We start from the raw sequence: 23,343 nt of genomic DNA on the forward strand, positions 1-23,343 counted from the left end.
CGCGCATCATCGGGCGTCGAAACCGGAGTCTCACCGGTCGGTCACAGCGCATGGTCCGTCTCTACCGTTGTAACGGGGATCGCGGCGAACACAGTGCGCTGTTGAAGTCTGAGTATACCCATCAGTGCCTTACGACACATGGATTCGTGACAGGCAGGCGCTGGAATTACGACATATTGGGCCGGCTTAAGGCAGGATTGTCGAGAGGTCGTAAGGCACATCGGATTGAGGTCGGCACACAGTGAAGTCTTGGAGTATCGGGGTATTTGGACTCGTGGCGCTCGCAGCCATCGTGTCCAGCACCTTCGTTTCCCGGGAGGCCATGGTGGGCGTTGGCATCGCGGCGTCCGCGGCCGTAGGCATTGGCTGGCCACATTTCCTTGGCGTCCCGGCCAAAAAGACGTTGGCGTCCGTCATTGGACTGGCCGGCGCGGGATCGGCTGTCACAGCCGCCTACCTGCCTGCTCCCGGATTCCTGGACGGAACACCTGCTTTTGTTGCCTTGGGCGTGATGGCGGTGTTCGTGGTCCAACTCGTGCGGGGCACGGGCCAGGCCCAACGACTGGAATCAACGCTCGGATGCAGCGCAGGCGTTCTGCTGAACTGCCTTGGCGCCGGCTGGATTGCCAGCGCCCGGTTCAACGGAGTCAAGGAGATGGTCCTGGTGGCCGGCCTGAGCGCAGCGGTGGCACTGCTGGTGGGGATCATCCGTTGGCCGGACCGTATCGTTGCTCCCCTGGGCGTGGTGATGGCTGGTCTCATGGGTCCGCTGGCTGGCCTGGTATTTTCGGATATCGCGGTACTTCCCGCAGCGTTGGTGGGCGTCGTGGTCGGCTCGGTCCTGGTGTGCTTCCGGCGGATGACCACTCTCCGGCGGGGACGGCTTAACATTCCTGCAGCCGTGGGCATGGGCGTGGCCCCTGTCTGGGCCGTGGGCGCCTTGGCGTACTTCATAGACAAACTACTCATCTACTAGCGGTTAGGATTGCATCATGTCTGTACTCGCATTTGAAATCTTCTTCCTCGTTCTCCTTGGCCTGGCCAGCGTTGCCATGGCCTGGTTTGCAGGATTTGTCGTTTACCGCCTTTTCCAGGGCCAGAAGTAAACCTTCTGATCCTGCAGTCCACGCAAGGTAGTCGTTGTGCCTATTGAGATCCCAACAGACCTGACGCCTGAACTCGTCCCGCTTTCCTGGCTCATTGGTGAGTGGGAGGGCCGCGGCCGGCTCGGCAGCGGTGACGAGGATTCGGAGCATTTTGTCCAGCATGCCTCCTTCACCCATAACGGTCTTCCGTACCTGCAGTACCGGGCCGAAACCTGGCTCGCTGACGACGCCGGTACAAAGCTGCGACCGCTGACGGTTGAGACCGGGTTCTGGGCTTTGGAGCGGAAGCTCCAGGAGGGCGACGGCGGCCCCGGGCTGATCCCGGCCGATATCGTTCCGGTGCTCAAGACGGCCGATGACGTTGAGGAGCGCCGCAACAAGGACGGCGGCTTCGATATCTCTGTGTCGATCGCCCACCCCGGCGGCATCACCGAGCTCTACTACGGCCAGATCAAGGGCCCGCAGATCCAACTGAGCACCGACATGGTGATGCGCGGCAGCCACTCCAAGGAGTACACCGCTGCCACCCGGATTTTCGGATTGGTGGACGGCAACCTCCTGTGGCGCTGGGACGTTGCAGCCAGCGGCAAGGCACTCGAAGCCCACGCCTCGGCATTCCTCCATAAGGTGTCCTGACCTCGAGGCCTCACTTTTCGTTCCGTACGCAACCAGCAAAGGAGCAGATAGTGAACAACCACCTCAAGCCTGAGGGCTACGAGGGCCTTAAGGCCGTCTTCTTCAATGGCACGCTGAAACCGTCGCCGCAGCTGAGCAACACTGATGGCCTGATCAGGATCAGCCGCGACATCATGGAGAAGCAGGGTGTCACTACCAAGCTGGTGCGGACCGTCGATCACGACATCGCCAGTGGTGTATATCCGGATATGCGCGAGCACGGCTGGAAGAGCGACGAATGGCCGGAGATCTATCCGGATGTCCGCGACGCCGACATCGTGGTGATCGCGGGACCGATCTGGTTGGGCGACAACTCGTCCCAGACCAAGAAACTCATCGAGCGCCTGTATGCCCATTCGGGCGAGCTGAACAGCAAGGGCCAATGGGCGTTTTACCCGAAGGTGGGCGGTTGCCTCATCACGGGCAACGAGGACGGCATCAAGCACTGCTCCATGAATGTGCTGTACAGCCTCCAGCACATTGGATTCACTATCCCCCCGCAGGCCGACGCCGGATGGATTGGTCCAGTAGGTCCCGGGCCCAGCTATCTGGACGAAGGATCCGGCGGCCCGGAGAGTGATTTTACTAACAGAAACACCACCTTCATGACGTGGAACCTGCTCCACATGGCCAAGCTCCTTCGCGACGCAGGGGGCATTCCGTCCTACGGCAACCTGCCTGAGGAATGGAAAGCGGGCACCCGGTTTGATTTCGAGAACCCGGAATACCGCTGAACTGAAATATTGCCACCCGCGGAATACCGCTGAGCCCCAAGGACTTCTACTACATATGACTTACAAGAGCCCTCTGTTGTCGCGCCCTGGCGCCGTCGAGGACACCGGCTTGGACGCCGGCGTCGCTGCCCACTACGGCGAGCCACTGCGTGAGCAGCGCGCCCTGGCGACCGGCACCGCCGTCGTCGACCTTTCGCACCGCGGTGTGGTGACAGTGTCCGGACCGGACCGGCTGAGCTGGCTCAACACCTTGTCCTCGCAGCAGCTCACCAACCTGCAGCCCGGGGTAGCCAGCGAGCTGTTGTTGTTGAGTGTCCAGGGGCGCATTGAGTTTGATGCCCGGGTGATTGACGACGGCGATACCACCTGGCTGATCGTGGAGACCGCGGAAGCGGCGCCCTTGGCCGAGTGGCTGAACAGGATGAAGTTCATGCTCCGTGTCGAGATCGCCGATGTCTCGGAGCAGTGGGCCGTGCTCGGCTCGACCAAGCCGGTGGAGCAACTGACGTCCCGCCTGGTCTGGGAGGATCCGTGGCCCCATGTCAGCCCGGGCGGCTATGCCTACAGCATCGTCGCGGAGGAGTCGCACCCGGGACTTGAACGTCCGTGGTTCGAATACCTGGTCCCGACGGCCGAACTGGAAAGCGCCGTCGAAGGTCTTCCGTTGGCCGGTTCCCTGGCGGCGGATGCCCTGCGGATTGCGGCGTGGCGACCCCGCCTCGGTGCCGAGACGGACGAGAAGACCATCCCCCACGAGCTGGATCTCCTTCGGACCTCGGTGCACCTGAACAAGGGGTGCTACAAGGGCCAGGAGACCATCGCCCGGGTGCATAACCTCGGGCACCCGCCGCGCCGTCTCGTCTTCCTGCAGTTGGACGGTTCCCAACACACGCTTCCCGCCGTTGGCAGTGTTGTATTTGCCGGGGAACGCAAGGTGGGTACTCTGACATCGGTGGCGCAGCACTTCGAAATGGGACCTGTGGCTCTGGCCGTGGTTAAGCGTTCCGTTTCAGCGGAGGAAACCCTGACGGTGATGGACGGCGAGGAGCCTTACGTCGCTGCCCAGGAAGTGATCGTCGCCCCCGACGCCGGCCAGGTCGTCGGGCGCCAGACCGGATTCCTGAAGGGACCCCACCGATGAGCCAACTGAACCAGCCTGTAGGTTCCGAGCCCACAAGCCCCGATGCAGGCGCCGACGAGGAAACGTTGGCGCTTGCCCACGCCCTTTTCGATGCCGCCCGTGAAGGCAATACCGAGTTGCTGCGCGGCTATTTGGCCGCCGGGGCACCCGCCACGCTGACCAATGCCGCGGGTGATTCCCTGCTGATGCTCGCTGCCTACCACGGGCACGAGGAAGCCGTGCAGCTGATCCTCCACCACGGGGCTGATGCCAATGCCGCCAACGACCGCGGGCAGACGCCCCTCGCAGGGGCTGTTTTCAAGGGGTACACGGGCGTGGCCCGGGTGCTGCTGGACGCAGGAGCGGACCCCGACGCCGGAACGCCCTCGGCGCGCGATGCCGCGGCCATGTTTGCCCGGTCTGAGATTCTGGCGCTCCTGGGCTAAGCACACCAATCGCCGGGCAAGCCCGGTCGCTGAGGCGGCCGGGCTTACTTGCGCCCTAATATTCCACATGGAATAGTTGTGGTGGAATATATGACGTGGAAAGGGGTGAGCTGTGCCCAAAGCTTCCGACCTGACGCCCCTCGGTGTCGCATCCCTTGCGCTCCTGGCAGAAGAACCCATGCACCCGTACGAGATGTACCAGGTGCTGATGGCCCGCCACGAAGACAGGCTGGTCAAAGTACGCCCCGGCACGCTGTACCACGCCGTCGGCCGGCTGGAGGAGAACGGATTCGTTGAGGCAACCGGAACCGAACGGGAAGGAAACCGCCCGGAACGGACCACGTATCGGATCACCTCCGCCGGGCACCAAGCGCTCGATGCCCGGCTCCAAGCCATGCTCTCTACCCCCGTCAACGAATACCCCCTCTTTCCGCATGCCATTGCCGAGGCGCATCACCTTCGTGCTGACGTGGTGATGGAACTCCTGGCGGAACGGGTGGTGGCCCTGGGCGCTGATCTGGACTTCCTCGTCCGTGCTGAGGCTGCTGTGACAGCCAAGGGACTGGACCGCAAATACTGGATAGACATCACGTACCAACAAGCAATGCGCCGAACGGAGATCGCGTGGATCCGCGGCCTCCTTGAGGAGTTGGGCAACGGGCAGCTGCCCTGGGACGAACCCCTGACAACTCCCTCCGAACTTTCAAACAAGCCAAAGGAATCCCTTGGAAAACGTAGCTAAGCCGTGGCCCGCGCTGTGGTCACTCGTGGTGGGCTTCTTCATGATCCTCATCGACACCACCATTGTGTCCGTCGCGAATCCGCGGATCATGGAGGGCCTCAATACGGACATCAACGCCGTCATCTGGGTCACCAGCGCCTACTTGCTGGCCTATGCCGTGCCCCTGCTCATCACCGGCAGGCTGGGGGACCGGTTCGGTCCCAAGAACCTCTACCTGATCGGCCTTGTGGTCTTCACTCTGGCCTCGTTGTGGTGCGGCCTCTCCGGTGACGTCACCATGCTCATCGCCGCCCGCGCCGTTCAAGGCCTGGGAGCGGCCATGATGACCCCGCAGACCATGGCCGTCATCACGCGCATCTTCCCGCCGGACCGCCGCGGTGCTGCCATGGGCCTATGGGGCGCTACCGCCGGCATGGCTGTCCTGGTGGGTCCGATCCTCGGCGGTGTGCTGGTGGACAGCCTGGGCTGGGAGTGGATCTTCTTCGTCAACGTGCCCATCGGCATTGTGGCGTTCATTCTGGTGACCCGGTTCGTGCCGAAACTGACCACGCACAGCCACACGTTCGACGTCGTTGGCGTGGTGCTGTCCGCCGTCGGCATGTTCCTGCTGGTCTTTGGCATCCAGGAGGGCCAAACGTACAAGTGGGGGACTGTCACCGGCTTCATTTCGGTCTGGGGCCTGATCGTCACCGGGCTGGTGGTCCTGGTGCTCTTTGTCGTCTGGCAGTGGCTGCTCGAACGCCGTGGCGGGGAACCGTTGCTGCCCCTTGGCCTGTTCAAGGACCGCAACTTCTCCCTGGGAAACAGCACCATCATGGCTGTCGGCTTCACGGTGACGGCCTTCCCGCTGCCCACCATCTTCTATTACCAGACCGTGCGCGGCCTGACGCCCACCCAGTCGGCGCTGCTCATGATCCCCATGGCCGTTATTTCGGGTGCGCTGGCGCCGTTCGTGGGCAAGCTCATTGATCGAGCCAACCCGCGGTATTTTGCCGCCTTCGGCCTCGTGTGCATGGCCGGAGCCCTGTTCTGGACGGCGGCGTTGCTGGGACCGGACACCCCTATTTGGATGTTTCTGCTTCCCAGCGCACTGCAGGGCGTAGCCAACGCCTTCATCTGGGGACCGGTGTCCAATGCGACCACCCGCAACCTGGAACCGCGCCAAGCCGGGGCAGGTTCGGGAGTCTTCAACACCACGCGCCAGATCGGTGCTGTCCTGGGTTCGGCGGCCATTGCTGCCCTGATCCAGTCGCGGCTGGCAGCGGAACTGCCCGCAGCTCCCGCCGGTGCTCCTGTCGGCGAGGCGTCCATGGGCGGCGTGCTGCCGGAAGCGCTTCATGCAGGATTCTCGACGGCGATGAGCCAAGCCATCCTGTTGCCCGCCTGTGCGATTCTGCTGGGCGCGGTTGTGGCGCTGTTCTTCGGCAAGCCGAAGGCCGTCAGCGGGTGGGGCGGTAATGCCAGCTCCGCTGCGGAAACCGCCAAGGCTGATCTCAACACCTAGGGTTTTTGTACACCTAATGCCCTTAAGAAGGCTCCTAAAGGGCATTATCTGTACAAAAACTCCGGGGGAGTCAGCCGAGGAGCACGCTCGCGTGGAGCCCGCCCGTGGCAAAGCCAAGGCTGCGGGCCATTGCGAGCGCTCCGGTGTTGCTGACGTCGGCCTTCCACTGGAGTGTCAGCCCGGCTGCCAAGGCTTCATGCGCTGCAATGGACGCGGCCAAGGTGCCCAGACCGCGCCGACGCCACGGCGGTGCCACCAAGACGCCCATGTTGCCCAGGATGCCTTCCCATTCGGAGTACGCACCGCAGGCCACGGGGGTGGGCAGTTCCTCGTCCGGGTGCATGATGGTGAAACGGTGTTCGAGCCCTTGCAGCCCCACCTCATTGACGTCGTCAGGAGGACACAGCGCTTCCAGGCTGATCGCCTCGGGGTTTCCCCGCGAGACGGTGAGGTCTTCCGAAGGTTGCTGCAGGGGTAAATCGTCAGCGAAGAACAACGCGGTTGATCCAAGTCCGTGCCCACCGTGTGAGCGGGTCAACGTCAGCAGCGTGACGTGCTGGGCGAGCTCGGTGTCGGGCAGTCCGGCGGCCGCGTCCAGTGCCCACTGTGGGCCCACCAAGGCCGAAACCCCGAAGAGCCTCAGGAAGACCACGGCCCGCGCAGAGTCGTCCACGAGCGTGATGCGGTGCGCGGGGTCGCCCGGGTCCGCCGGTGAGGCGGTGACCCGTGCCGCGGCGGTGGCGAAAGCGTCGTCGTCGAGCCCCAAATGGCGAGCCCACGCCAGCTGGATGATGGCAGCGGACGTGGGCTCGAGAGTCATGGATTCAGCCTAGCCGACTAGCCGAAGAGCACCGACGCTTCGTCGTAGCGGTGCTGGGGCACGGTCTTGAGCTTGCCGAGGGCTTCCTCGAAGCCCACGTGGGAGATGTCAGTGCCTTTCAGGGCCACCATGGTGCCCCAGCGGCCATCCACTACGGAGTCGATGGCGGCCATGCCTAGGCGGGTTGCCAGGACGCGGTCGTAGGCGGTGGGGACGCCGCCGCGCTGGATGTGGCCGAGAATCGTGGCGCGGGTTTCGATGCCTGTTCGTGCCTCGATTTCCGGGGCCAACTGGTCGGCAATGCCACCCAGGCGGGGCCGGCCGAAGGTGTCCAGGCCGCGTTCGGAGTGGGGAGATTCCATGTGTTCGGGAACGAAGCCTTCAGCAACCACCACCAGCGGAGCACGGCCACGGTCGTGGGCTTCCTGGACCCATTCGGTGATTTCCTCGATGCTGACCTTCTGCTCGGGAATAAGGATGGCGTGCGCGCCCGCCGCCATGCCCGCGTGGAGCGCGATCCAGCCGACGTGGCGGCCCATGACTTCGGCGATCATGCAACGGTGGTGGGACTCGCCGGTGGTGCGGAGCCGGTCGATGGCTTCCGTGGCAATCTGGACCGCCGTGTCGAAGCCGAAGGTGTAGTCCGTGGCGTCGAGGTCGTTGTCCACGGTCTTGGGGACGCCGACGATTTTCAGGCCGGCGTCGGTGAGCCGCTTGGCTGCGGCGAGGGTTCCCTCGCCGCCGATGGCGATGATGGCGTCAATGCCCAGCCGCTCCATGTGGGCCTTGATGACATCCGGACCACCGCCGTTTTCGAACGGGTTGGTGCGGGAGGTGCCCAGAATGGTGCCACCCTGCTTGGCAATACCGCGGACCATGGTGCGGGGGATGTCGATGACGTCGCCTTCAACCACACCACGCCAACCGTCACGGAAGCCAACAAACTCCTGGCCGTGGATGGCGATGCCTTTGAGGACTGCTCCCCGGATCACTGCGTTGAGGCCGGGGCAGTCGCCACCGCTGGTAAGAATGCCAATTTTCATGTTTGCTCACTCATGGCTTGGAGGAATACGTGCAGAGCGCCACGCTGAGCTCCCCATGATTGTAGACGGGCATGTGGGGTGGGACACAAACGGTTACTTTTGACCCGTGGCGTGCGGTATTGGAAACGTGGCTGAAAACAAAGGAAACGCCCCGCCAGCAGGCGGGGCGCTTCACGTCTCTTTATGACCGGGAACTACCGGGAACGCTGGCTGATGAACGACTCGAGCGCGATCTTGTTGTTCTGGTCCGGCAGAAGAAGCCAGCCCAGGATGTAGACCACGAACGCCGGCCCTGGCAGCAAGCAGAAGAGCAGGAAGGCCACGCGGACGTAGGCAACGTCCACCCGGAGCTTTGCCGCGATTCCTCCGCAGATACCGCCCAACCAGCGCTGTGGTCCACGCTTCAGGCCGAAGCCCCTGACGATGCTGAAGAACTTGTCCATGGCTACAGACTTCCCTGTTGTGGTTGCTTTGTCACTTCGTGGTGGTCACTTTCTTGGAACCCTTGCGGGCCGAAAGGAGTCCTCCGACCACCAGGGCCGCTCCGGCGCCGATCATGAGGCCAATCAACACATAGGTGCCGTTCAGCGTCACCCACCCGAGAGTCGAGATGACGATCAAGGCTGCGAGTGCAATCACGATCAGACCCCACACTGCGGTGCCGATACGTGCCTGCCGGGGCTCGTCGTCGTCCGTATGTTCCGCCTGGAAGGTGCGCTCCAACGGCGGCGTCAGCGGGATCTGCTGGAGGCTGGGCTTGGGCAAGGCCTCGGTGGGACGGGTTTCCCTGGGCAGCGCTTCCGTTGGATGGGTTTCCCTGGGCAGTGGCGTTGTCGGCTGGGTTTCGTGCGCGTTGCCTGGCTCGTTCGTGCTCATGGTCAGTTTCCTTCCTGGATGGTCACGTTGCTGAACGTGCCGTCGATCTCCACCACAAGGTTGGCTCCGGGCTTTTCGGTGTTGTAGAGGGTGGTCTCATCCTGTAGCCGGCCGCCGCGGTCGGCGCCGCGTTCATTGAGGTTGCCGAATGTCATGTCCGCCCTGACTTCCACCGGGACGTCGTCGGGAATGATGACCGTGACGTTGCTGGCGGTGGCGTCAACGGGAATCGTGACTTCGGAAACCAAGGGGGGCGTCATGGTCATTTCGCTCAAGTCCACCAAGCCCTTGGCCCCGGTGACGTTGATGCCCAGGCGTGCTTGTTCCAGACTCGTTGGCGCCCAATTCACGTCGTGGAAGGTGAAGCGGTCTCCGTCTCTGGGGATGACGTTGAAGATTCCGCCAATGATCAGGGCAACCACTGCCAGGAAGCCAAGGAACCCTGACGTCCGGCCCCGCAACCCCGCGACGAGGATGCCCAGGCCCAGGACGGCCGCACCGGTAGCCCAGACAACGGCGTTGGCGGAGTTACCCAGGTCAATGACATTGCCGGCGTCGAGCGCTTTCAAGGTACCGCCGGCCAGCAATGCTGCGCCGGCAGAGACTGCCACGATTGCGGGTCCCGGGCCCTTGCGCTTGGGAACGGCAGGCTTTGGCTGCCAGCCTTGCGGGGGAGTGGGGCCGTACGGCGGACGGGGACCGGAGGGTCCTGAGGGGCTGAAGGGTCCCGACGACGGAACCGGCCGGGCACCGTAGCCGCCAGTGGGGTTGGGCCGTCCCTGGTGCTTGGTGCCGGGTGCCGCTGCACCGTAGGCAGGCACGCCAGTGTTGGCCGTCGCCGTAGACCCGTAGGCGGTAGGCGTCCCGTAGGAAGCAGGCGTCCCGTAAGCCGCTTGGCCGGGTGTCGGGGAATAGTTCTGCTGGCTCACGGGCGGAGTTCCCTTCGAGGCTTTGCTGCGTTGGACCAGGAAGTAGATGAGGTAGAAGACGCCGCCCATCCAGAAAAGGGTCCAGAACAGGCCGGGAAGGCCATCCCAACCCCAGCCCCAGAATCCGCGGCCCAGGCTCGGCAGTCCGATGATCGACGTGATCAACGCACCCGTCATGCCTCCGGACCAGCGGCCCGCGGCAGCTTCCTGGACGTGGATTCGGCCGTCCGGTTCGGGCAGGAGCGCCCAGGCAATGCCGTAGAGCAGTACGCCCACACCGGCAAAGAGTGCCAGGACGATGAAGATGCCCCTGACGATCAGGGGGTCGATGCCGAAGCGGTGGGCTACACCGCTTGCCACGCCGCCGATCCAGCGGTCCGGTCCACGGCGGATGCCTTGGTTGCGGATCCAGTCGAAGAAGTTCTGCTGGGAGGCGGCCGGTTCGTCGCCGGCCGGCGGGTAGCTGCCGGCCGCGGGACCAGTCCCCGCAGAAGCGCCGGCAGTAGGCTCTCCCGGTGCCCCGGAAGCGGAACCGGCGGCGCCGGTGGGAGCGCCTGTGGTGGTGCCGGAGCCGGAGCTGCCGGCCGTGCCTGGCGTTCCAGGTTCCTCTGGATTCATGCTGTTCGCGTTCATACTTCGATCCTGCCGCCCGGCCGCCCCTTCCCTCTACTGGGGGATACCCTGAATGTTCCCTGAGCGACCCCCGAACAACGCTGGTTTCCGGTCCGGGTCACCCTGATCCGTGTTTGGATTGGTACATGACAACCGCCGTACAACGCCCAGTGCTGGTCCGCAGCAGCGACCGCATGATTGCGGGCGTCTGCAGCGGGCTGGCCGATCATTTGGGCTGGCCGGTCAAGTTCGTCCGGCTCGGCATGATCCTCGCCTGTTTCGCCGGCGGGGCAGGCGTGGCCTTTTATGCATGGCTTTGGACCATGGTTCCTACGGCGGATGAGAACGCCAAGCGCAACGCCCGCCGGCCGGCGTCGCCCATTGCTCCTGCGGTGAGCCTGCCGCCCGTATCGGCGCCCATTGGTGGGCCCGCTGGTGTGTCGGTTCCCAGCGTTGGAGGCGGTCGGGCCCCGCAAGCGTACGACGCCGGAACGTCGCCGTCGGTGGCCGGCCCACCGCCGGTCCATGGTTCTGTTGCGGGCGGCGGCTTTGTCCCTCCCCGTGCGCCGGTCCAAGGCGGCGGTTCCGTCCCGGGCCCGGGTTCGGTTCCTCCCGCTGGGCCTGCAGCTTTTGGCAACGCTTCCTCCTCCTGGAACTGGGCCGCCAGTGGCGGTGAGAATTCGTTGGCTTCGTGGTTCTCTTTCCGGCGGATCCAGTACGGCAAGGAAATACTGCTGGGCGCGGCACTGCTCCTGGTGGCGGCCATACTGATCGCCCGCCAGTTCGGCGTCGACGTTCCTTTGGGTACCCTCATTCCGGCGGCGGCCATCCTGGGGGGTGCCGCGATTGCCTGGATGCAGCTCGACGAAACCCGCAGGGCCGGCCTGGTGGACAAGACCAAGGCCGACCAAGCCGGCGGATGGGTCCGCCTGGCGGCCGGCCTGGCGTTGGTGGTGGCAGGGGTTCTGGTGATGGTGTCCGGTTCGGGATCCTGGGAGCAGACATGGCTGGCACTGCTGGCGTCCGTGGCCGTCCTTGGCGGCGTTGCCCTGGTCCTGCTGCCGTGGGGCCTCAAGTTTTGGAAGGACCTGGAAACCGAGCGGGCAGGCCGCATCCGCGAGACTGAACGCGCTGAAATCGCGGCGCATTTGCATGACTCCGTTCTCCAGACCCTGGCACTGATCCAGCGCAGGGCCGGTTCCGAGCAGGACGTGGTCCGCCTGGCCAGGGCGCAGGAACGCGAACTTCGGGCCTGGCTCTTCAGCGATGCCGCCAAGGAATCGGGCCTCCTGGCCGATCGGATCAAGGCCGTCGCAGCAGAGGTGGAAGACTTGCACGGCCATGCTGTGGAGGTGGTGACTGTCGGCGATACCGAGATGACGGACCGGCATGAGGCCATGGTGCAGGCGGCGCGGGAAGCGATGCTCAACGCCGCACGGCATGGCGGCGGAACGGTGTCGGTGTATTTGGAAAGTACGGCCGGCAGCACGGAGATCTTCATCAAGGACCGGGGGCCCGGATTCGATCCCGAAGCTGTCCCGGACGACAGGCTGGGCGTCAAGGAATCGATTATTGGCCGTATGAAGCGGCATGGCGGCACTGCAACCATCAACAGCAGCGACGACGGCACTGAAGTACGCCTGGCACTGCCGTCGGCCAATGGCGACGCCGGTGAACAGCGGAACAACGAATCGCGGAATGGAGATGCGAAGCAATGAACACCAACCCCGACGGTGATCCAGGACGCAGCGTGCGTGTGGTGATCGTGGATGACCATACGATCTTCCGGTCCGGGCTTAAGGCCGACCTCGATGCCCGCATGAATGTGGTCGGCGAAGCCGGGACGGTGGAACAGGCCATTGCCGTCATTGCGGAGGCGCGTCCGGAGGTGGTGCTCCTGGATGTCCACCTTCCAGGTGGACTGGGCGGCGGCGGCCGGGAGGTCATTGCCGGCTCGGCCGCGCTGCTGGGCACCACCAGCTTCCTGGCGCTTAGTGTCTCTGACGCGGCCGAGGACGTCGTCTCCGTGATCCGTGCCGGTGCACGTGGCTACGTCACCAAGACCATTTCCGGCAAGGAGATCTCCGACGCCGTCATCAGGGTGGCCGACGGCGACGCTGTGTTCTCGCCCCGGCTGGCCGGTTTCGTGCTGGACGCCTTTGGCACCGCCCCGGCAGATATTGCGGACGATGAGCTGGATAAACTCTCTGCCCGTGAGCTCGAAGTCATGCGGCTCATTGCGCGGGGATACAGCTACAAGGAAGTCGCCAAGGAGTTGTTCATCTCCATCAAGACTGTGGAAACGCACGTCTCCGCAGTCCTCAGGAAACTCCAGCTCTCCAGCCGCCACGAACTCACCAAATGGGCGGCCGAGCGCCGCCTCCTCTGACGCTCTCCCACCTCCCGTCGCGTTTTCCCGATCGCTCTCCCACCTCCCGCGCCTTAAACGAAAACGCTCTTCCACCTGTCACGGTGGAAGAGCGTTTTCGTTCGCTTGTTGCTACTTGGCCTTGCCCAGGAATTCCTGGATGCGGCGGACACCTTCGGCGAGGTCCTCGTCGCCCAATGCGTAGGACAGACGGACGTAGCCAGAGGGACCGAACGCTTCGCCCGGAACCACGGCCACCTCAACCTCGTCGAGGATCAGGGTGGCGAGTTCAGCAGAGGTGGAAGGACGGACAGGACCGTTGGAGGTCTCAAATTCCTTGCCCAGCAGCCCGCGGACGTCCGCGTACACGTAGAAGGCGCCGGTCGGCGTCGGGCATTCAACGCCTTCAATCGCGTTGAGGCCGGCAACGATCGCCTTGCGGCGACGGTCGAAGGCCACCTTCATCTCGTCGACGGCGGTCAGCGGACCCGTGAGGGCAGCGGCGGCGGCGACCTGCATGATGTTGGAGACGTTGGACGTCGCATGGGACTGCAGGTTGGTGGCAGCCTTGATGACGTCAGCCGGGCCGATCATCCAGCCCACACGCCAACCGGTCATGGCATAGGTCTTGGCCACACCGTTGAGGATGACAACCTTGTCGCCGAGTTCCGGTGCGGCGGTGGCGATGGAGGTGAACTCCACGCCGTCGTAGGTCAGGTGCTCGTAGATTTCGTCCGTGACGACCCACAGGCCCTTGGACGCGGCCCACTTGCCGATCTCCGCTACCTGTTCCGGGCTGTACACGGCACCGGTGGGGTTGGACGGGGAAACGAACAGCAGGATCTTGGTCCGGTCGGTCACGGCTGCTTCCAGCTGCTCGACGGTCACCAGGTATCCCTGTTCCGGGCCGGCGAAGACCTCAACGGGCACGCCGCCGGCGAGGCGGATGGCTTCCGGGTAGGTGGTCCAGAACGGGGTGGGAATGATGACCTCGTCGCCCGGATCCACCAAAGTAGCGAAGGTGTTGTAGACAGCCTGCTTGCCACCGTTGGTCACCAGGACCTGGGAGGGGTCAACCTGGTAGCCCGAGTCCCGGAGGGTCTTCTCCGCGATGGCCTTCTTCAGCTCAGGGAGGCCACCGGCGGGGGAGTAGCGGTGGTACTTCGGCTGGCCCGCAGCTTCAATGGCAGCCTGGACGATGTAATCCGGGGTGGGGAAATCGGGTTCCCCGGCACCGAAACCGATCACGGGACGTCCCGCGGCCTTCAGTGCCTTGGCCTTGGCGTCAACGGCAAGGGTGGCGGACTCGGCAATGGCGGAGATTCGCTGTGAAATGCGGGCGGTAGTTGTTCCGGCAGACATCTATGTACCGTTCTTCGCAGGCAGCTCGTGGGCTGGATGATGGGATTCGACGTAAACTACCTTATGCTGTTCTGCGGACCTCCCGGGCGACTGCCGGACTTTGTGACTGATAATGCTGGTCACAGGTTTTTGGCGCTGGGAGGGCCGGAATTGAGCCGGTTCGACTATCGCGAAATTCTTGCGTAGACTGGTTCACCGGTGTTGAAAAGCACCACAGGCTGAAGTGCGGCCTGAAACATGGATTTGATCCATAGGGTAGTGGCGCAATTGGTAGCGCAGCGGTCTCCAAAACCGCAGGTTGCAGGTTCGAGTCCTGTCTGCCCTGCGCAAGCTGTCCCGGCGGAAACGCCGGGACAAGCGCAGCAACCATGGCTCTGATCAGAGTCGGGTCAACGACTTTGCAAGGTGAGTGAGGACCAGGTGACCGAAACAGCTGCCAGCAGCTCGAAGGGCCGTCCCGCCAAGAAAGCCGATCGTGGCTTCTTCGCCCGTATTGCTCTCTTCGTCCGCCAGGTCATTGGTGAACTCAAGAAGGTCGTTGCTCCCACCCGCAAGGAACTGATCAATTACACGCTCGTGGTGCTGGTGTTCGTGGCCATCATGATGCTCATCGTCACCCTTCTGGACCTGGCCTTCGGCACGGGAGTCAGCTGGGTCTTCGGTGGGTCAGGCGCTACGGACCGCTAAGCGGATCTGTCCGCAAACTGTGCGAAATTCCTTGGTAGTTCAGGAATTTTGCGGGGTTTGCGGAATTGAGCCATTTAAATAGGCATGTTAGGCAATGAGGAAGCAGGAGACCAAGTGTCTGAGCAGGAGCTCGAGGTAAACGAGACTGAGCTGGAAGAAACTGAGGGCGCTGCAGTTGAGGCTGCGGAAGAGTCCGAGGTTGATTCTGCTGCGCCCGAATCTGCCGACGCCGACGATTCCGAAGAGGACTTCGAAGCTGACGTTGACGATGAGTCTGATGACGCGTCCGGCGATGTTGCAGACGAAGACGACGCTTCGGAAGAGTCCGACGGCGACGACCTGGCAGCCGCTGCTGCTGCAGCGCCGGCTGATCCGGCTGAAGAATTCAAGGCCAAGCTGCGCCGCCAGGAAGGTGACTGGTACGTCATCCACTCCTACGCCGGTTACGAAAACCGCGTGAAGGCCAACCTCGAGACCCGTATCCAGACCTTGGACATGGAAGATTACATCTTCGAAATCCAGGTCCCCATGGAAGAAGTCGTCGAGATCAAGAATGCGCAGCGCAAGGTGATCAACCGCGTTCGCATTCCCGGTTACGTCCTGGTCCGTATGGACCTGACCGACGCCTCCTGGGGCGCCGTCCGCCACACCCCGGGCGTCACCGGCTTCGTGGGCAACGCCCACAACCCCGTCCCGCTGCGCCTTGACGAGGTCTTCTCCATGCTCGCCCCGGTCTTCGAAGAAGAGCAGGCAGAGCAGGGCAAGCCGGTCAACAAGCAGAACCAGGCTCCCGTGGCCGTCGACTTCGAGGTCGGCGAGTCGGTCATCGTCAAGGAAGGTCCGTTCGAGACCCTTCCGGCAACGATCTCCGAGATCAAGCCCGAGTCCCAGACCCTGGTGGTCTTGGTCTCGATCTTCGAGCGCGAAACCCCGGTGACGCTCGCATTCAACCAGGTCACCAAGATCTAGCTGATTCCAAAATTTCGCTCCAGTCCTGCCTGCTTAGCAGTTCGGGAGCGGCCGGCCGCCTCGCCATGGCGGCCAAAAACCTGGGACGCGCTCCTGTGTCCCAGGAAGCTATTGAGAGAAGGACCCTACATTGGCTCCCAAGAAGAAGGTCACCGGCCTCATCAAGCTGCAGATCCAGGCAGGTGCCGCTAACCCGGCTCCGCCGATCGGTCCTGCACTTGGCCAGCACGGTGTCAACATCATGGAATTCTGCAAGGCGTACAACGCCGCAACGGAATCCCAGCGCGGAAACGTTATCCCGGTCGAAATCACGGTCTACGAAGACCGTTCCTTCACCTTCATCACCAAGACCCCGCCGGCTGCAGAGCTCATCAAGAAGGCTGCAGGCGTTGCCAAGGGTTCGGCTACCCCGCACACCGTCAAGGTTGCCAAGCTGACCCAGGCACAGGTCGAGGAAATTGCTTCCACCAAGATGGAAGACCTTAACGCCAACGACATCAAGGCAGCCGCCCTGATCATCGCAGGCACCGCCCGCTCCATGGGCATCACCGTAGAAGGCTAATTCCAGCCTTCACCCGCCGGGCAACCGGCATCTGAAACATTGAAATGTCGCAGGATCCTTGCCGGATCCACGACTGTGGCAGGGCCCAGCGCGGTCCGCAGACCACAACTGCACAAGGAGAAACAGCAGCATGGCAAAGCGCAGCAAAGCATATGAGGCAGCCGTAGCCAAGATCGAGGCAGACAAGGTCTACGCCCCGATCGAAGCCATCACCCTCGCGAAGGACACCAACCCTTCCAAGTTCGACGCAACCGTTGAGGTCGCTTTCCGCCTGGGCGTCGACCCGCGTAAGGCCGACCAGATGGTTCGTGGCACCGTCAACCTGCCGCACGGCACCGGTAAGACCGCCCGCGTCCTCGTCTTCGCAACCGGCGACAAGGCTGAAGCAGCAATCGCTGCCGGCGCCGACTTCGTTGGTTCCGATGACCTGATCGAAAAGATCGCAGCCGGCTGGACCGACTTCGACGCCGCAGTGGCAACCCCTGACCTCATGGGCAAGGTTGGCCGCCTCGGTAAGGTCCTCGGCCCGCGTAACCTGATGCCGAACCCGAAGACCGGTACGGTTACCCCGGATGTCACCAAGGCTGTCAACGACATCAAGGGCGGCAAGATCGACTTCCGCGTCGACAAGCACTCGAACCTGCACTTCATCATCGGCAAGGTTTCCTTCGACGCCAACAAGCTGGCCGAGAACTACGCAGCTGCACTGGAAGAGGTGCTTCGTTTGAAGCCTTCCGCTTCCAAGGGCCGCTACATCCAGAAGGCAACTGTTGCCACCACGTTCGGCCCGGGCATCACCGTGGACCCGAACGTCACCAAGGTTCTCACCGACGCGTAAGCTTCGCGAGCACTGGCTCTGAGGGAAGGACCGTCCGGCATTGCCGGGCGGTCCTTTTTTCTTGCCTGGTTTTCTTGTCCTGACCTGTTCGCAGGAGAAGGAGCGCCGTAGGCTGTGGTGCGTGTCGTCGTCGAACTCTTCCGTCAATGGCGGGTTGTCGGTAAAGCGGATTGCCGTCCCCGAAAGTCCTGACGCAGGTAATGCATCCGACTTCCGGGTATTTCACGGGCTGCTCGTGGCCCACCAACGTGAGCTCTGGGGAAATCAGGACCGCAGCCCCACCTTGGCCGAGGCTGTCCACTTCTGGCAGGGCAACGCGTACGAAGAGCGGCAGGTTTTTCTGGCGTATCGTGACGGCGCCGTGGTGGGCAGCGGAACGCTGACCCTGCCACTGAGCGAAAACACGACGACGGCGGGCGTGGACGTCCTTGTCGACTCACCTTTTCGGCGGCGCGGCTTCGGGTCCAGGATACTGGGGGTGCTGGAACAGCTGGCGCGCGGGCGGGGCCGTATCTCCTTTGACGCGTATTGCGAGGAGCCAATCGCGCCGGTGTTGGAAGGCGCCGCGTTATTGGATGCGAAGTCAGGAACAGGCGGTGTCCCCGTGGATTCCGCATCCACACAGTTCGCCCTTCATCATGGGTATTCCCTGGAACAAGTCGAAACCAACAGCACGCTGCCCTTCCCCGTCGAGGAGGAAGTCCTGCGGGTGCTCGATGTTGAGGCAACACGGCGGGCTGGCGGTTACAGCGTCATTGCCTGGCAGGACAAGTGCCCAGAGGAACTTGTCGACGTGTTCGCACGCCTCAAGAGCCTCATGAGCACCGAGGTTCCCATTGCTGGCCTTGGCTGGGAAGGCGAGGAATGGGATGCCCTACGCGTCCGTCAGGAGGAGTCCACCTGGGCGGCGAGCGGTGTTGACTCGGTGGTGGCGGTTGCGCGTCACGATGCCACAGGTGAACTGGCGGCCTACACGGTCCTCACGCACCGGGGGGCGTTGCCTGCCGTGATCTACCAGGAGGACACGTTGGTGGCGCCAGGACACCGGGGCCATCGCCTGGGGATGGTGGTCAAGATCGCCAATCTTCGTCGTGCGAAGGAGCTGTGGCCTGACGCCACGTCGGTGATGACGTGGAACGCCAATGAAAACCGGCATATGCTGGCCATAAATATCGCCCTTGGATTCAAGCCTTCCGGCTTTGAAGGCGAATGGCAGAAACGGCTGGAATGACTGTAGACGAGGCGAAGACCGTTCAAGTCGAGCAGCTGTGGGTGCCTGACACCCTGGACAGCCCCGACGCCACTGACTTCCTGGATGCTGTGGAAGTAGGCCGCCGGGTACGTATGGAAACGTGGGGGAGCGACGACCTCGCCTACACGCCACTGGAAAAGCTGCTTGAGTTCTCAGACCCCTATGAACGCCAGATCATCCTGGTGGCCAAGGTGGACGGCGCGATTGTGGGCACCGTGGACATTGCTTTGCCTTTGGCAGACAACATGGACCTGGCCGAGTTCACGTTGGACATCCTGCCCGAGTTCCAAAGCCAAGGGGTGGGGCGCCAATTGCTTGAAGCGGCCGAACAATTGGCCCGGGCAGAAGGCCGCACCATGATCCTGGTGGACACGAACCATCCGGCAACATCGCTGACCGAGGTACCCGAGGACCAGCTGATTCCCGGCAGCGGCGCGGGCTTTGTTCCCGTCAGCAGCAGGGAGGTGGACTTCGCCAAGCGCGCCGGCTATACCCTCCAGCACATTGAACAGTTCAGTTCCTGCGCGCTGCCGCTGGATTCCAAGCTCGTGGGTGACTTGCAGCTTGAGGCCGAGGAAGCCAACGGCGGCCGATACGCACTGCACCACTGGACTGACCGCTGCCCGGAACCCTGGCTCGAGGCCGTGGCGGCGTTGGAGAACGCTGCTGGTGAAGTTGTCCGGGACGAGGGGGAGGACGAGGCCCCTGAAGTGGAGGCCAGCGGAATGGTCTTTGACCCCGCTGTCCTTCGCGAAACGGAAGACGCGGCCTTGGCGCAGGGCCGACGCACGGTGGTCACCGCCGTCGAGCATGTTGAGAGCGGAAGGCTCGTGGGCCTGACCACCATCAGCGTCCTGGCCCACCGCCAGGACGTGGTTTTCCAGGACGACACGCTGGTCCTGCAGGAACACCGCGGCAACAAGCTTGGTCTGCTGATCAAGGTCTCGAACATGGAACGGCTCAGCGAGCAGTTTCCCGATGCCCGGGTGATCTACACGTGGAACGCTCCTGAAAACCGCTACCTCCTCACCGTGAACAAGCAGCTCGGTTTCACCACCGCGGGGGTCACGGGACTGTGGCAGAAGGAACTTCCGGGCCGGAGCACGGGCACGACGTCATCTGACTAGCCCGGCCCTCGATTTGGTTTGGGGAACACTGTCCCGTAACCTTGAAGTACCAAAGACCGTCGGTTGATGGGAATCCACTCTTTCGAGCACAGCTCAATTCTGCAGCTACGCCCCTGAGGCCACAGTGAATTCCTTGACGAAGGACCCTGAACGTAGGGCGGCCGGCGCAGGTGAACGAAGCAAGTCTCCACGGATCACACTGTGTTGAGCCAAGCCCCGTACATCTGCGCGGGGCGTTTTTTAGTTTTAGCTCTCGTGAGCGGGGACCCGGAAGACCGGCTTTATTCCCCGGAAGGAGGGTTATGACAACGCCTAGCAAGATCTCCGCAGTTGCAGAGATCACCAACGATTTCAAGGAATCGAACGCGGCTGTCCTGACCGAATACCGCGGGCTCACTGTTGCACAGCTCAAGGAACTGCGTGTTGCGCTCGGCCAGGACACCAAGTTCTCGGTCGTCAAGAACACCCTGAGTGCAATTGCAGCCAAGGAAGCTGGTGTTGAAGCATTCAACGATCAGCTTGCCGGCCCCACTGCAATCGCCTTCATCAAGGGTGACGCTGTTGCTGCTGCCAAGAGCCTGACGGACTTTGCCAAGGCCAACAAGCATCTGGTTATCAAGACCGGCGTCTTCGAAGGCAAGGCATTGGACGCAGCAGGAGTTGCCGCACTGGCAGCCCTCGAGTCCCGCGAGCTGCAGCTCGCACGTGTTGCTGGTGTCCTCAAGGCTCCCGCATCCGCTGCTGCACGCATCATCGATGCTCTGCGCCTCAAGCTTGAAGAAGAGGGCGGCGCACCTGCACCGGCCGCTGAAGAAGCTCCGGCCGAAGAAGCTGCTGTTGAGGCTGCTGCCGAAGAGGTTGCGGCTCCGGCCGAAGCCGCTGAAGCTGCAACCGAAGAGAACTAAGTTCTCCCCCCAATCAAACTCTGGTGCATGGAGCGGCATGGTCCGCATCTGCACCAACTAATGGAAGGACGCCACCATGGCGAAGCTCAGCAACGAAGAGCTCATTGAAGCTTTCAAGGAACTGACCATCATCGAGCTCTCCGAGTTCGTCAAGCTCTTCGAAGAGACCTTCGAAGTTACGGCTGCTGCTGTTGCAGTTGCTGGCCCCGCTGCCGGCGGTGCTGCTGAAGCTGCTGAAGAGAAGACCGAATTCGACGTCGTTCTCGAAGCTGCTGGCGACAAGAAGATCGCAGTGATCAAGGAAGTTCGCGCCATCACCTCCCTCGGCCTCAAGGAAGCCAAGGACCTGGTTGACGGTGCACCGAAGGCTGTTCTCGAAGGCGCCACCAAGGAAGCCGCAGAGAAGGCAAAGGCTCAGCTCGAAGAAGCTGGCGCAACGGTTACCCTCAAGTAACTCGACTTGCTTGTGGAAGCCCCGCCCCGTTCCGTCAAAGGAACCGGGCGGGGCTTCCTGCCTTTAACGGCCCCCAAGTAGATCGCAGTTGAGTGCGTTTTAAGGGCTCACTACGCACTCAACCGCTACTTAGTTGGGTTCGCTGATGTCAGCTACCACGGCGCCCAGTGCGGCGGTGAGTGCATCGGCGTCCACGAAGGCACTGCGGCCGTGGGCGCCGGCACCCATGGAGATGCGTCGCCCCGTGATGCTGGCGTCAGCGTAGACCGGCCAAGGGGTGGTGCTGCCCAAGGGCGTGATGGTGCCGCGTTCGTAGCCGGTGGCAGCCAAAGCAACATCGGCGTGGGGGAGCGAGAGTTTGTTGACGCCCACCAACCCGCGCAGCTTTGGCCACGAGATCTGGCGGTCCCCGGGGATGAGCGCGAACAGGAAGCTGCCGTCGCGGTGCTTGACCACCAGGGACTTCACAATGTCGGCAGGGCTGATGCCCAGGATGCCCGCAGCCTCTTCCAGGCTGCGGGCTGCAGGACGTTCGACGACGTCTACGGCCAGTCCGCGGGCGGCGGCGTCGGCCAGGAACCGTTCGGCGCCGTCCATTACAGGTTCATCCACGTCGTTTCCCATCAGTCGCGGTAGTTCCCCGTCAGTCCCGGTACAGGAGGAGGGCTTCGCCCTGGCCGCCACCGCCGCACAGGGAAACTGCGGCCTTACCCGTTCCCCTGCGCTTGAGTTCGTGGGCTGCGTGCAGTGCTAGCCGTGCGCCGGACGCCCCGATGGGGTGGCCCAAGGCAATGGCTCCACCATGGATGTTGCACTTCTCCAAGGGATAGCGCAGGTCCTTGAGGGACTGGACGGCAACCGAACCGAAGGCCTCGTTGATCTCGATGAAGTCCAAGTCCTCTGCGGTCCAGCCGGCCCGCTTCAATGCTTGGGCTATCGCGTTGGAGGGCTGGGAGTGCAGGGAGTTATCAGGCCCGGCAACCTGGCCGGGCTTTCCCACGACTGCCAGGTAATCCAGCCCATTGTCTTTGGCGAAGCGGCGACTGGTCAGCACCAGTGCGGAGGCGCCGTCGGACAGGGGAGAGGAGTTTCCCGCGGTAATGGTGCCGTCCGTGGCGAAAGCTGCCTTCAGCGGGGCCAGGGTTTCCACTGTGGTGTTGGGTCGAACGCCTTCGTCCGTGGTGAGGACCAGCGGATCGCCCTTGCGCTGTTTGACGCGCACCGGAGCGATTTCGACGTCGAACGTTCCGTCTGCGATGGCGGCCGCGGCGCGCTGGTGTGATGCAGCCGCCACCTCATCCTGGGCCTTGCGGTCAATACCGAGGGTGACGTTCTTGGTTTCCGTGGACAGGCCCATGGATTGTCCATCGAAGGCATCCGTGAGGCCGTCGTGGGCGGCGACATCCAGGGCCTGGATTGCACCGTAGGTCCAACCCTGACGGGAGCCCGGCAGTATGTGGGGAGCCCTGGTCATGGATTCCTGGCCGCCGGCAACAACCACGGTGGCATCCCCGCTGCGGATCATCCGCGCGGCGTCAATGACGGCCGTCAGCCCGGACAGGCAGACCTTGTTGATGGTCACCGCCGGGATGTTCCAGCCAACGCCCGCTGCGATCGCACTCTGGCGGGCAGGGTTTTGGCCAGCGCCTGCCTGGAGGACCTGGCCCATGATGACGGCGTCCACCTGTTCTGCTTTGACGCCGCTGGCTGACAGGGCTGCGGTGATGGCATGCGCGCCGAGGTCGACGGCGGTGAACCCCGCCAATTGACCGTTGAGCCGACCCTGTGGGGTACGGGAAGCGGCAAGGATGACAACGTCATTGTCGTCAGCGGAGTTGGTCATGATCTCTCTTCCGATCCGGGAGTGGTGTTGCAAGGCTATCGCGGGGCATGCGCCAGCCTACCCATTCAACGGTTGTGCCGGTCCGCGCATTCCATCGGGCGATTCCACGCCGGAGCCGTGCCTGGGTACCCGCTTAGGTGCCTGCAGCAACGGTGCTTGCAATCACGGACGATCTGGGGTAGACAGGAAGGCTGCTTTGCCGTATTGTAGATATTTGCGTCTTCCCTGTTAACCTTCAGCCTTCATATAGCGGTGGGCTTTACCTCTCAGCTGCGACATTGACGTGCCGTTCCTCAACGTGCACAACCATGAGCAAGCTGGGTCCGGGTCATATAGCGGAACCGGAATAAGTATCCTGCGGAGCACTCT

The 23,343-nt window shown here is 63.0% G+C and carries 25 protein-coding genes and 1 tRNA gene; 18 read left to right on the top strand and 8 right to left on the bottom strand.

Annotation, left to right across the window (positions count from 1 at the left end):
* Positions 1-241 precede the first annotated feature (241 nt).
* From LN996_RS07720 to LN996_RS07750, 7 genes are all read left to right on the top strand, one after another.
* Positions 242-976: a permease gene (locus LN996_RS07720; protein WP_231339836.1), complete on the top strand. Its 735-nt coding sequence runs from the start codon at positions 242-244 to the stop codon at positions 974-976.
* Positions 977-1,142: 166 nt separating this feature from the next.
* Positions 1,143-1,742 (top strand): FABP family protein, encoded by a 600-nt coding sequence (locus LN996_RS07725; protein WP_090817694.1) that lies wholly within the window; start codon positions 1,143-1,145, stop codon positions 1,740-1,742.
* 50 nt (positions 1,743-1,792) lie between these two features.
* Positions 1,793-2,515 (top strand): flavodoxin family protein, encoded by a 723-nt coding sequence (locus tag LN996_RS07730; RefSeq protein WP_231339837.1) that lies wholly within the window; start codon positions 1,793-1,795, stop codon positions 2,513-2,515.
* 55 nt (positions 2,516-2,570) lie between these two features.
* A complete protein-coding gene (locus LN996_RS07735; RefSeq protein ID WP_231339838.1) occupies positions 2,571-3,656 on the top strand; it encodes a folate-binding protein YgfZ in 1,086 nt (361 codons plus the stop codon).
* On the top strand, positions 3,653-4,081 hold the full coding sequence (locus tag LN996_RS07740) for an ankyrin repeat domain-containing protein (protein ID WP_231339839.1): 429 nt from the start codon (positions 3,653-3,655) through the stop codon (positions 4,079-4,081). The genes LN996_RS07735 and LN996_RS07740 overlap by 4 nt, the downstream gene beginning before the upstream one ends.
* Before the next feature lie 112 nt (positions 4,082-4,193).
* Entirely contained in the window at positions 4,194-4,823 is a 630-nt protein-coding gene (locus LN996_RS07745; RefSeq protein ID WP_231339840.1) for a PadR family transcriptional regulator, read from the top strand.
* Positions 4,807-6,327, top strand: coding sequence for a DHA2 family efflux MFS transporter permease subunit (locus LN996_RS07750; protein WP_231339841.1), 1,521 nt, complete (start codon positions 4,807-4,809; stop codon positions 6,325-6,327). The genes LN996_RS07745 and LN996_RS07750 overlap by 17 nt, the downstream gene beginning before the upstream one ends.
* Before the next feature lie 70 nt (positions 6,328-6,397).
* On the opposite strand, the gene LN996_RS07755 is transcribed toward LN996_RS07750, so the two are convergent.
* The 5 genes from LN996_RS07755 to LN996_RS07775 form a co-directional block, all read right to left on the bottom strand.
* On the bottom strand, positions 6,398-7,147 hold the full coding sequence (locus tag LN996_RS07755) for a GNAT family N-acetyltransferase (RefSeq protein ID WP_231339842.1): 750 nt from the start codon (positions 7,145-7,147) through the stop codon (positions 6,398-6,400).
* A gap of 17 nt (positions 7,148-7,164) precedes the next feature.
* A complete protein-coding gene (locus tag LN996_RS07760) occupies positions 7,165-8,190 on the bottom strand; it encodes an ATP-dependent 6-phosphofructokinase (RefSeq protein WP_159706941.1) in 1,026 nt (341 codons plus the stop codon).
* Positions 8,191-8,384: 194 nt separating this feature from the next.
* A complete protein-coding gene (locus LN996_RS07765; protein ID WP_026539791.1) occupies positions 8,385-8,633 on the bottom strand; it encodes a PspC domain-containing protein in 249 nt (82 codons plus the stop codon).
* Between the two features lie 31 nt (positions 8,634-8,664).
* A complete protein-coding gene (locus tag LN996_RS07770) occupies positions 8,665-9,066 on the bottom strand; it encodes a hypothetical protein (RefSeq protein WP_231339843.1) in 402 nt (133 codons plus the stop codon).
* A gap of 2 nt (positions 9,067-9,068) precedes the next feature.
* On the bottom strand, positions 9,069-10,628 hold the full coding sequence (locus LN996_RS07775) for a PspC domain-containing protein (RefSeq protein WP_231339844.1): 1,560 nt from the start codon (positions 10,626-10,628) through the stop codon (positions 9,069-9,071).
* Positions 10,629-10,753: 125 nt separating this feature from the next.
* Between LN996_RS07775 and LN996_RS07780 the strand changes: the two genes are divergently transcribed.
* Both LN996_RS07780 and LN996_RS07785 read left to right on the top strand, forming a co-directional pair.
* On the top strand, positions 10,754-12,325 hold the full coding sequence (locus LN996_RS07780; protein WP_231339845.1) for an ATP-binding protein: 1,572 nt from the start codon (positions 10,754-10,756) through the stop codon (positions 12,323-12,325).
* Positions 12,322-12,996 carry a response regulator transcription factor gene (locus tag LN996_RS07785; RefSeq protein WP_231339846.1) on the top strand — a complete coding sequence of 225 codons (675 nt, stop codon included), beginning with the start codon at positions 12,322-12,324 and terminating at the stop codon, positions 12,994-12,996. Before LN996_RS07780 ends, LN996_RS07785 begins: the two co-directional genes overlap by 4 nt.
* A gap of 111 nt (positions 12,997-13,107) precedes the next feature.
* Here the strand turns inward: LN996_RS07785 and LN996_RS07790 are convergent, their stop codons facing one another.
* Complete coding sequence (locus tag LN996_RS07790; protein ID WP_231339847.1) at positions 13,108-14,337, bottom strand: pyridoxal phosphate-dependent aminotransferase; 1,230 nt, start codon at positions 14,335-14,337, stop codon at positions 13,108-13,110.
* Positions 14,338-14,589: 252 nt separating this feature from the next.
* Here LN996_RS07790 and LN996_RS07795 point away from each other — a divergent pair.
* The 9 genes from LN996_RS07795 to rplL all read left to right on the top strand — a co-directional run bounded on the left by LN996_RS07795 (position 14,590) and on the right by rplL (position 21,131).
* Positions 14,590-14,662: transfer RNA gene (locus LN996_RS07795), tRNA-Trp, on the top strand.
* Positions 14,663-14,742: 80 nt separating this feature from the next.
* Positions 14,743-15,024: a preprotein translocase subunit SecE gene (secE, locus tag LN996_RS07800; protein WP_024817604.1), complete on the top strand. Its 282-nt coding sequence runs from the start codon at positions 14,743-14,745 to the stop codon at positions 15,022-15,024.
* A gap of 114 nt (positions 15,025-15,138) precedes the next feature.
* The gene (gene nusG, locus LN996_RS07805; protein ID WP_231339848.1) at positions 15,139-15,993 is read left to right on the top strand and encodes a transcription termination/antitermination protein NusG; all 855 of its coding nucleotides are present in this window, start codon (positions 15,139-15,141) and stop codon (positions 15,991-15,993) included.
* 130 nt (positions 15,994-16,123) lie between these two features.
* Complete coding sequence (rplK, locus tag LN996_RS07810; RefSeq protein ID WP_011775609.1) at positions 16,124-16,555, top strand: 50S ribosomal protein L11; 432 nt, start codon at positions 16,124-16,126, stop codon at positions 16,553-16,555.
* A gap of 130 nt (positions 16,556-16,685) precedes the next feature.
* Positions 16,686-17,393: a 50S ribosomal protein L1 gene (gene rplA, locus LN996_RS07815; RefSeq protein WP_090817733.1), complete on the top strand. Its 708-nt coding sequence runs from the start codon at positions 16,686-16,688 to the stop codon at positions 17,391-17,393.
* A gap of 121 nt (positions 17,394-17,514) precedes the next feature.
* Positions 17,515-18,624 (top strand): GNAT family N-acetyltransferase, encoded by a 1,110-nt coding sequence (locus LN996_RS07820; protein WP_231339849.1) that lies wholly within the window; start codon positions 17,515-17,517, stop codon positions 18,622-18,624.
* Complete coding sequence (locus LN996_RS07825; protein WP_374110816.1) at positions 18,603-19,772, top strand: GNAT family N-acetyltransferase; 1,170 nt, start codon at positions 18,603-18,605, stop codon at positions 19,770-19,772. Before LN996_RS07820 ends, LN996_RS07825 begins: the two co-directional genes overlap by 22 nt.
* Before the next feature lie 302 nt (positions 19,773-20,074).
* Entirely contained in the window at positions 20,075-20,677 is a 603-nt protein-coding gene (gene rplJ / locus LN996_RS07830; protein WP_231339851.1) for a 50S ribosomal protein L10, read from the top strand.
* A 76-nt stretch (positions 20,678-20,753) separates the two neighbouring features.
* Positions 20,754-21,131, top strand: coding sequence for a 50S ribosomal protein L7/L12 (gene rplL, locus LN996_RS07835; RefSeq protein ID WP_090817745.1), 378 nt, complete (start codon positions 20,754-20,756; stop codon positions 21,129-21,131).
* A gap of 129 nt (positions 21,132-21,260) precedes the next feature.
* Here rplL and LN996_RS07840 read toward each other — a convergent pair whose 3' ends face one another.
* Together LN996_RS07840 and LN996_RS07845 are read right to left on the bottom strand one after the other, a co-directional pair.
* Entirely contained in the window at positions 21,261-21,755 is a 495-nt protein-coding gene (locus tag LN996_RS07840; RefSeq protein ID WP_374110815.1) for an aminoacyl-tRNA deacylase, read from the bottom strand.
* Between the two features lie 19 nt (positions 21,756-21,774).
* On the bottom strand, positions 21,775-22,974 hold the full coding sequence (locus tag LN996_RS07845) for an acetyl-CoA C-acetyltransferase (protein ID WP_231339852.1): 1,200 nt from the start codon (positions 22,972-22,974) through the stop codon (positions 21,775-21,777).
* Positions 22,975-23,343: the final 369 nt, after the last annotated feature.

Source organism: Arthrobacter sp. AK01 (assembly GCF_021109375.1).
Classification (GTDB): domain Bacteria; phylum Actinomycetota; class Actinomycetes; order Actinomycetales; family Micrococcaceae; genus Arthrobacter.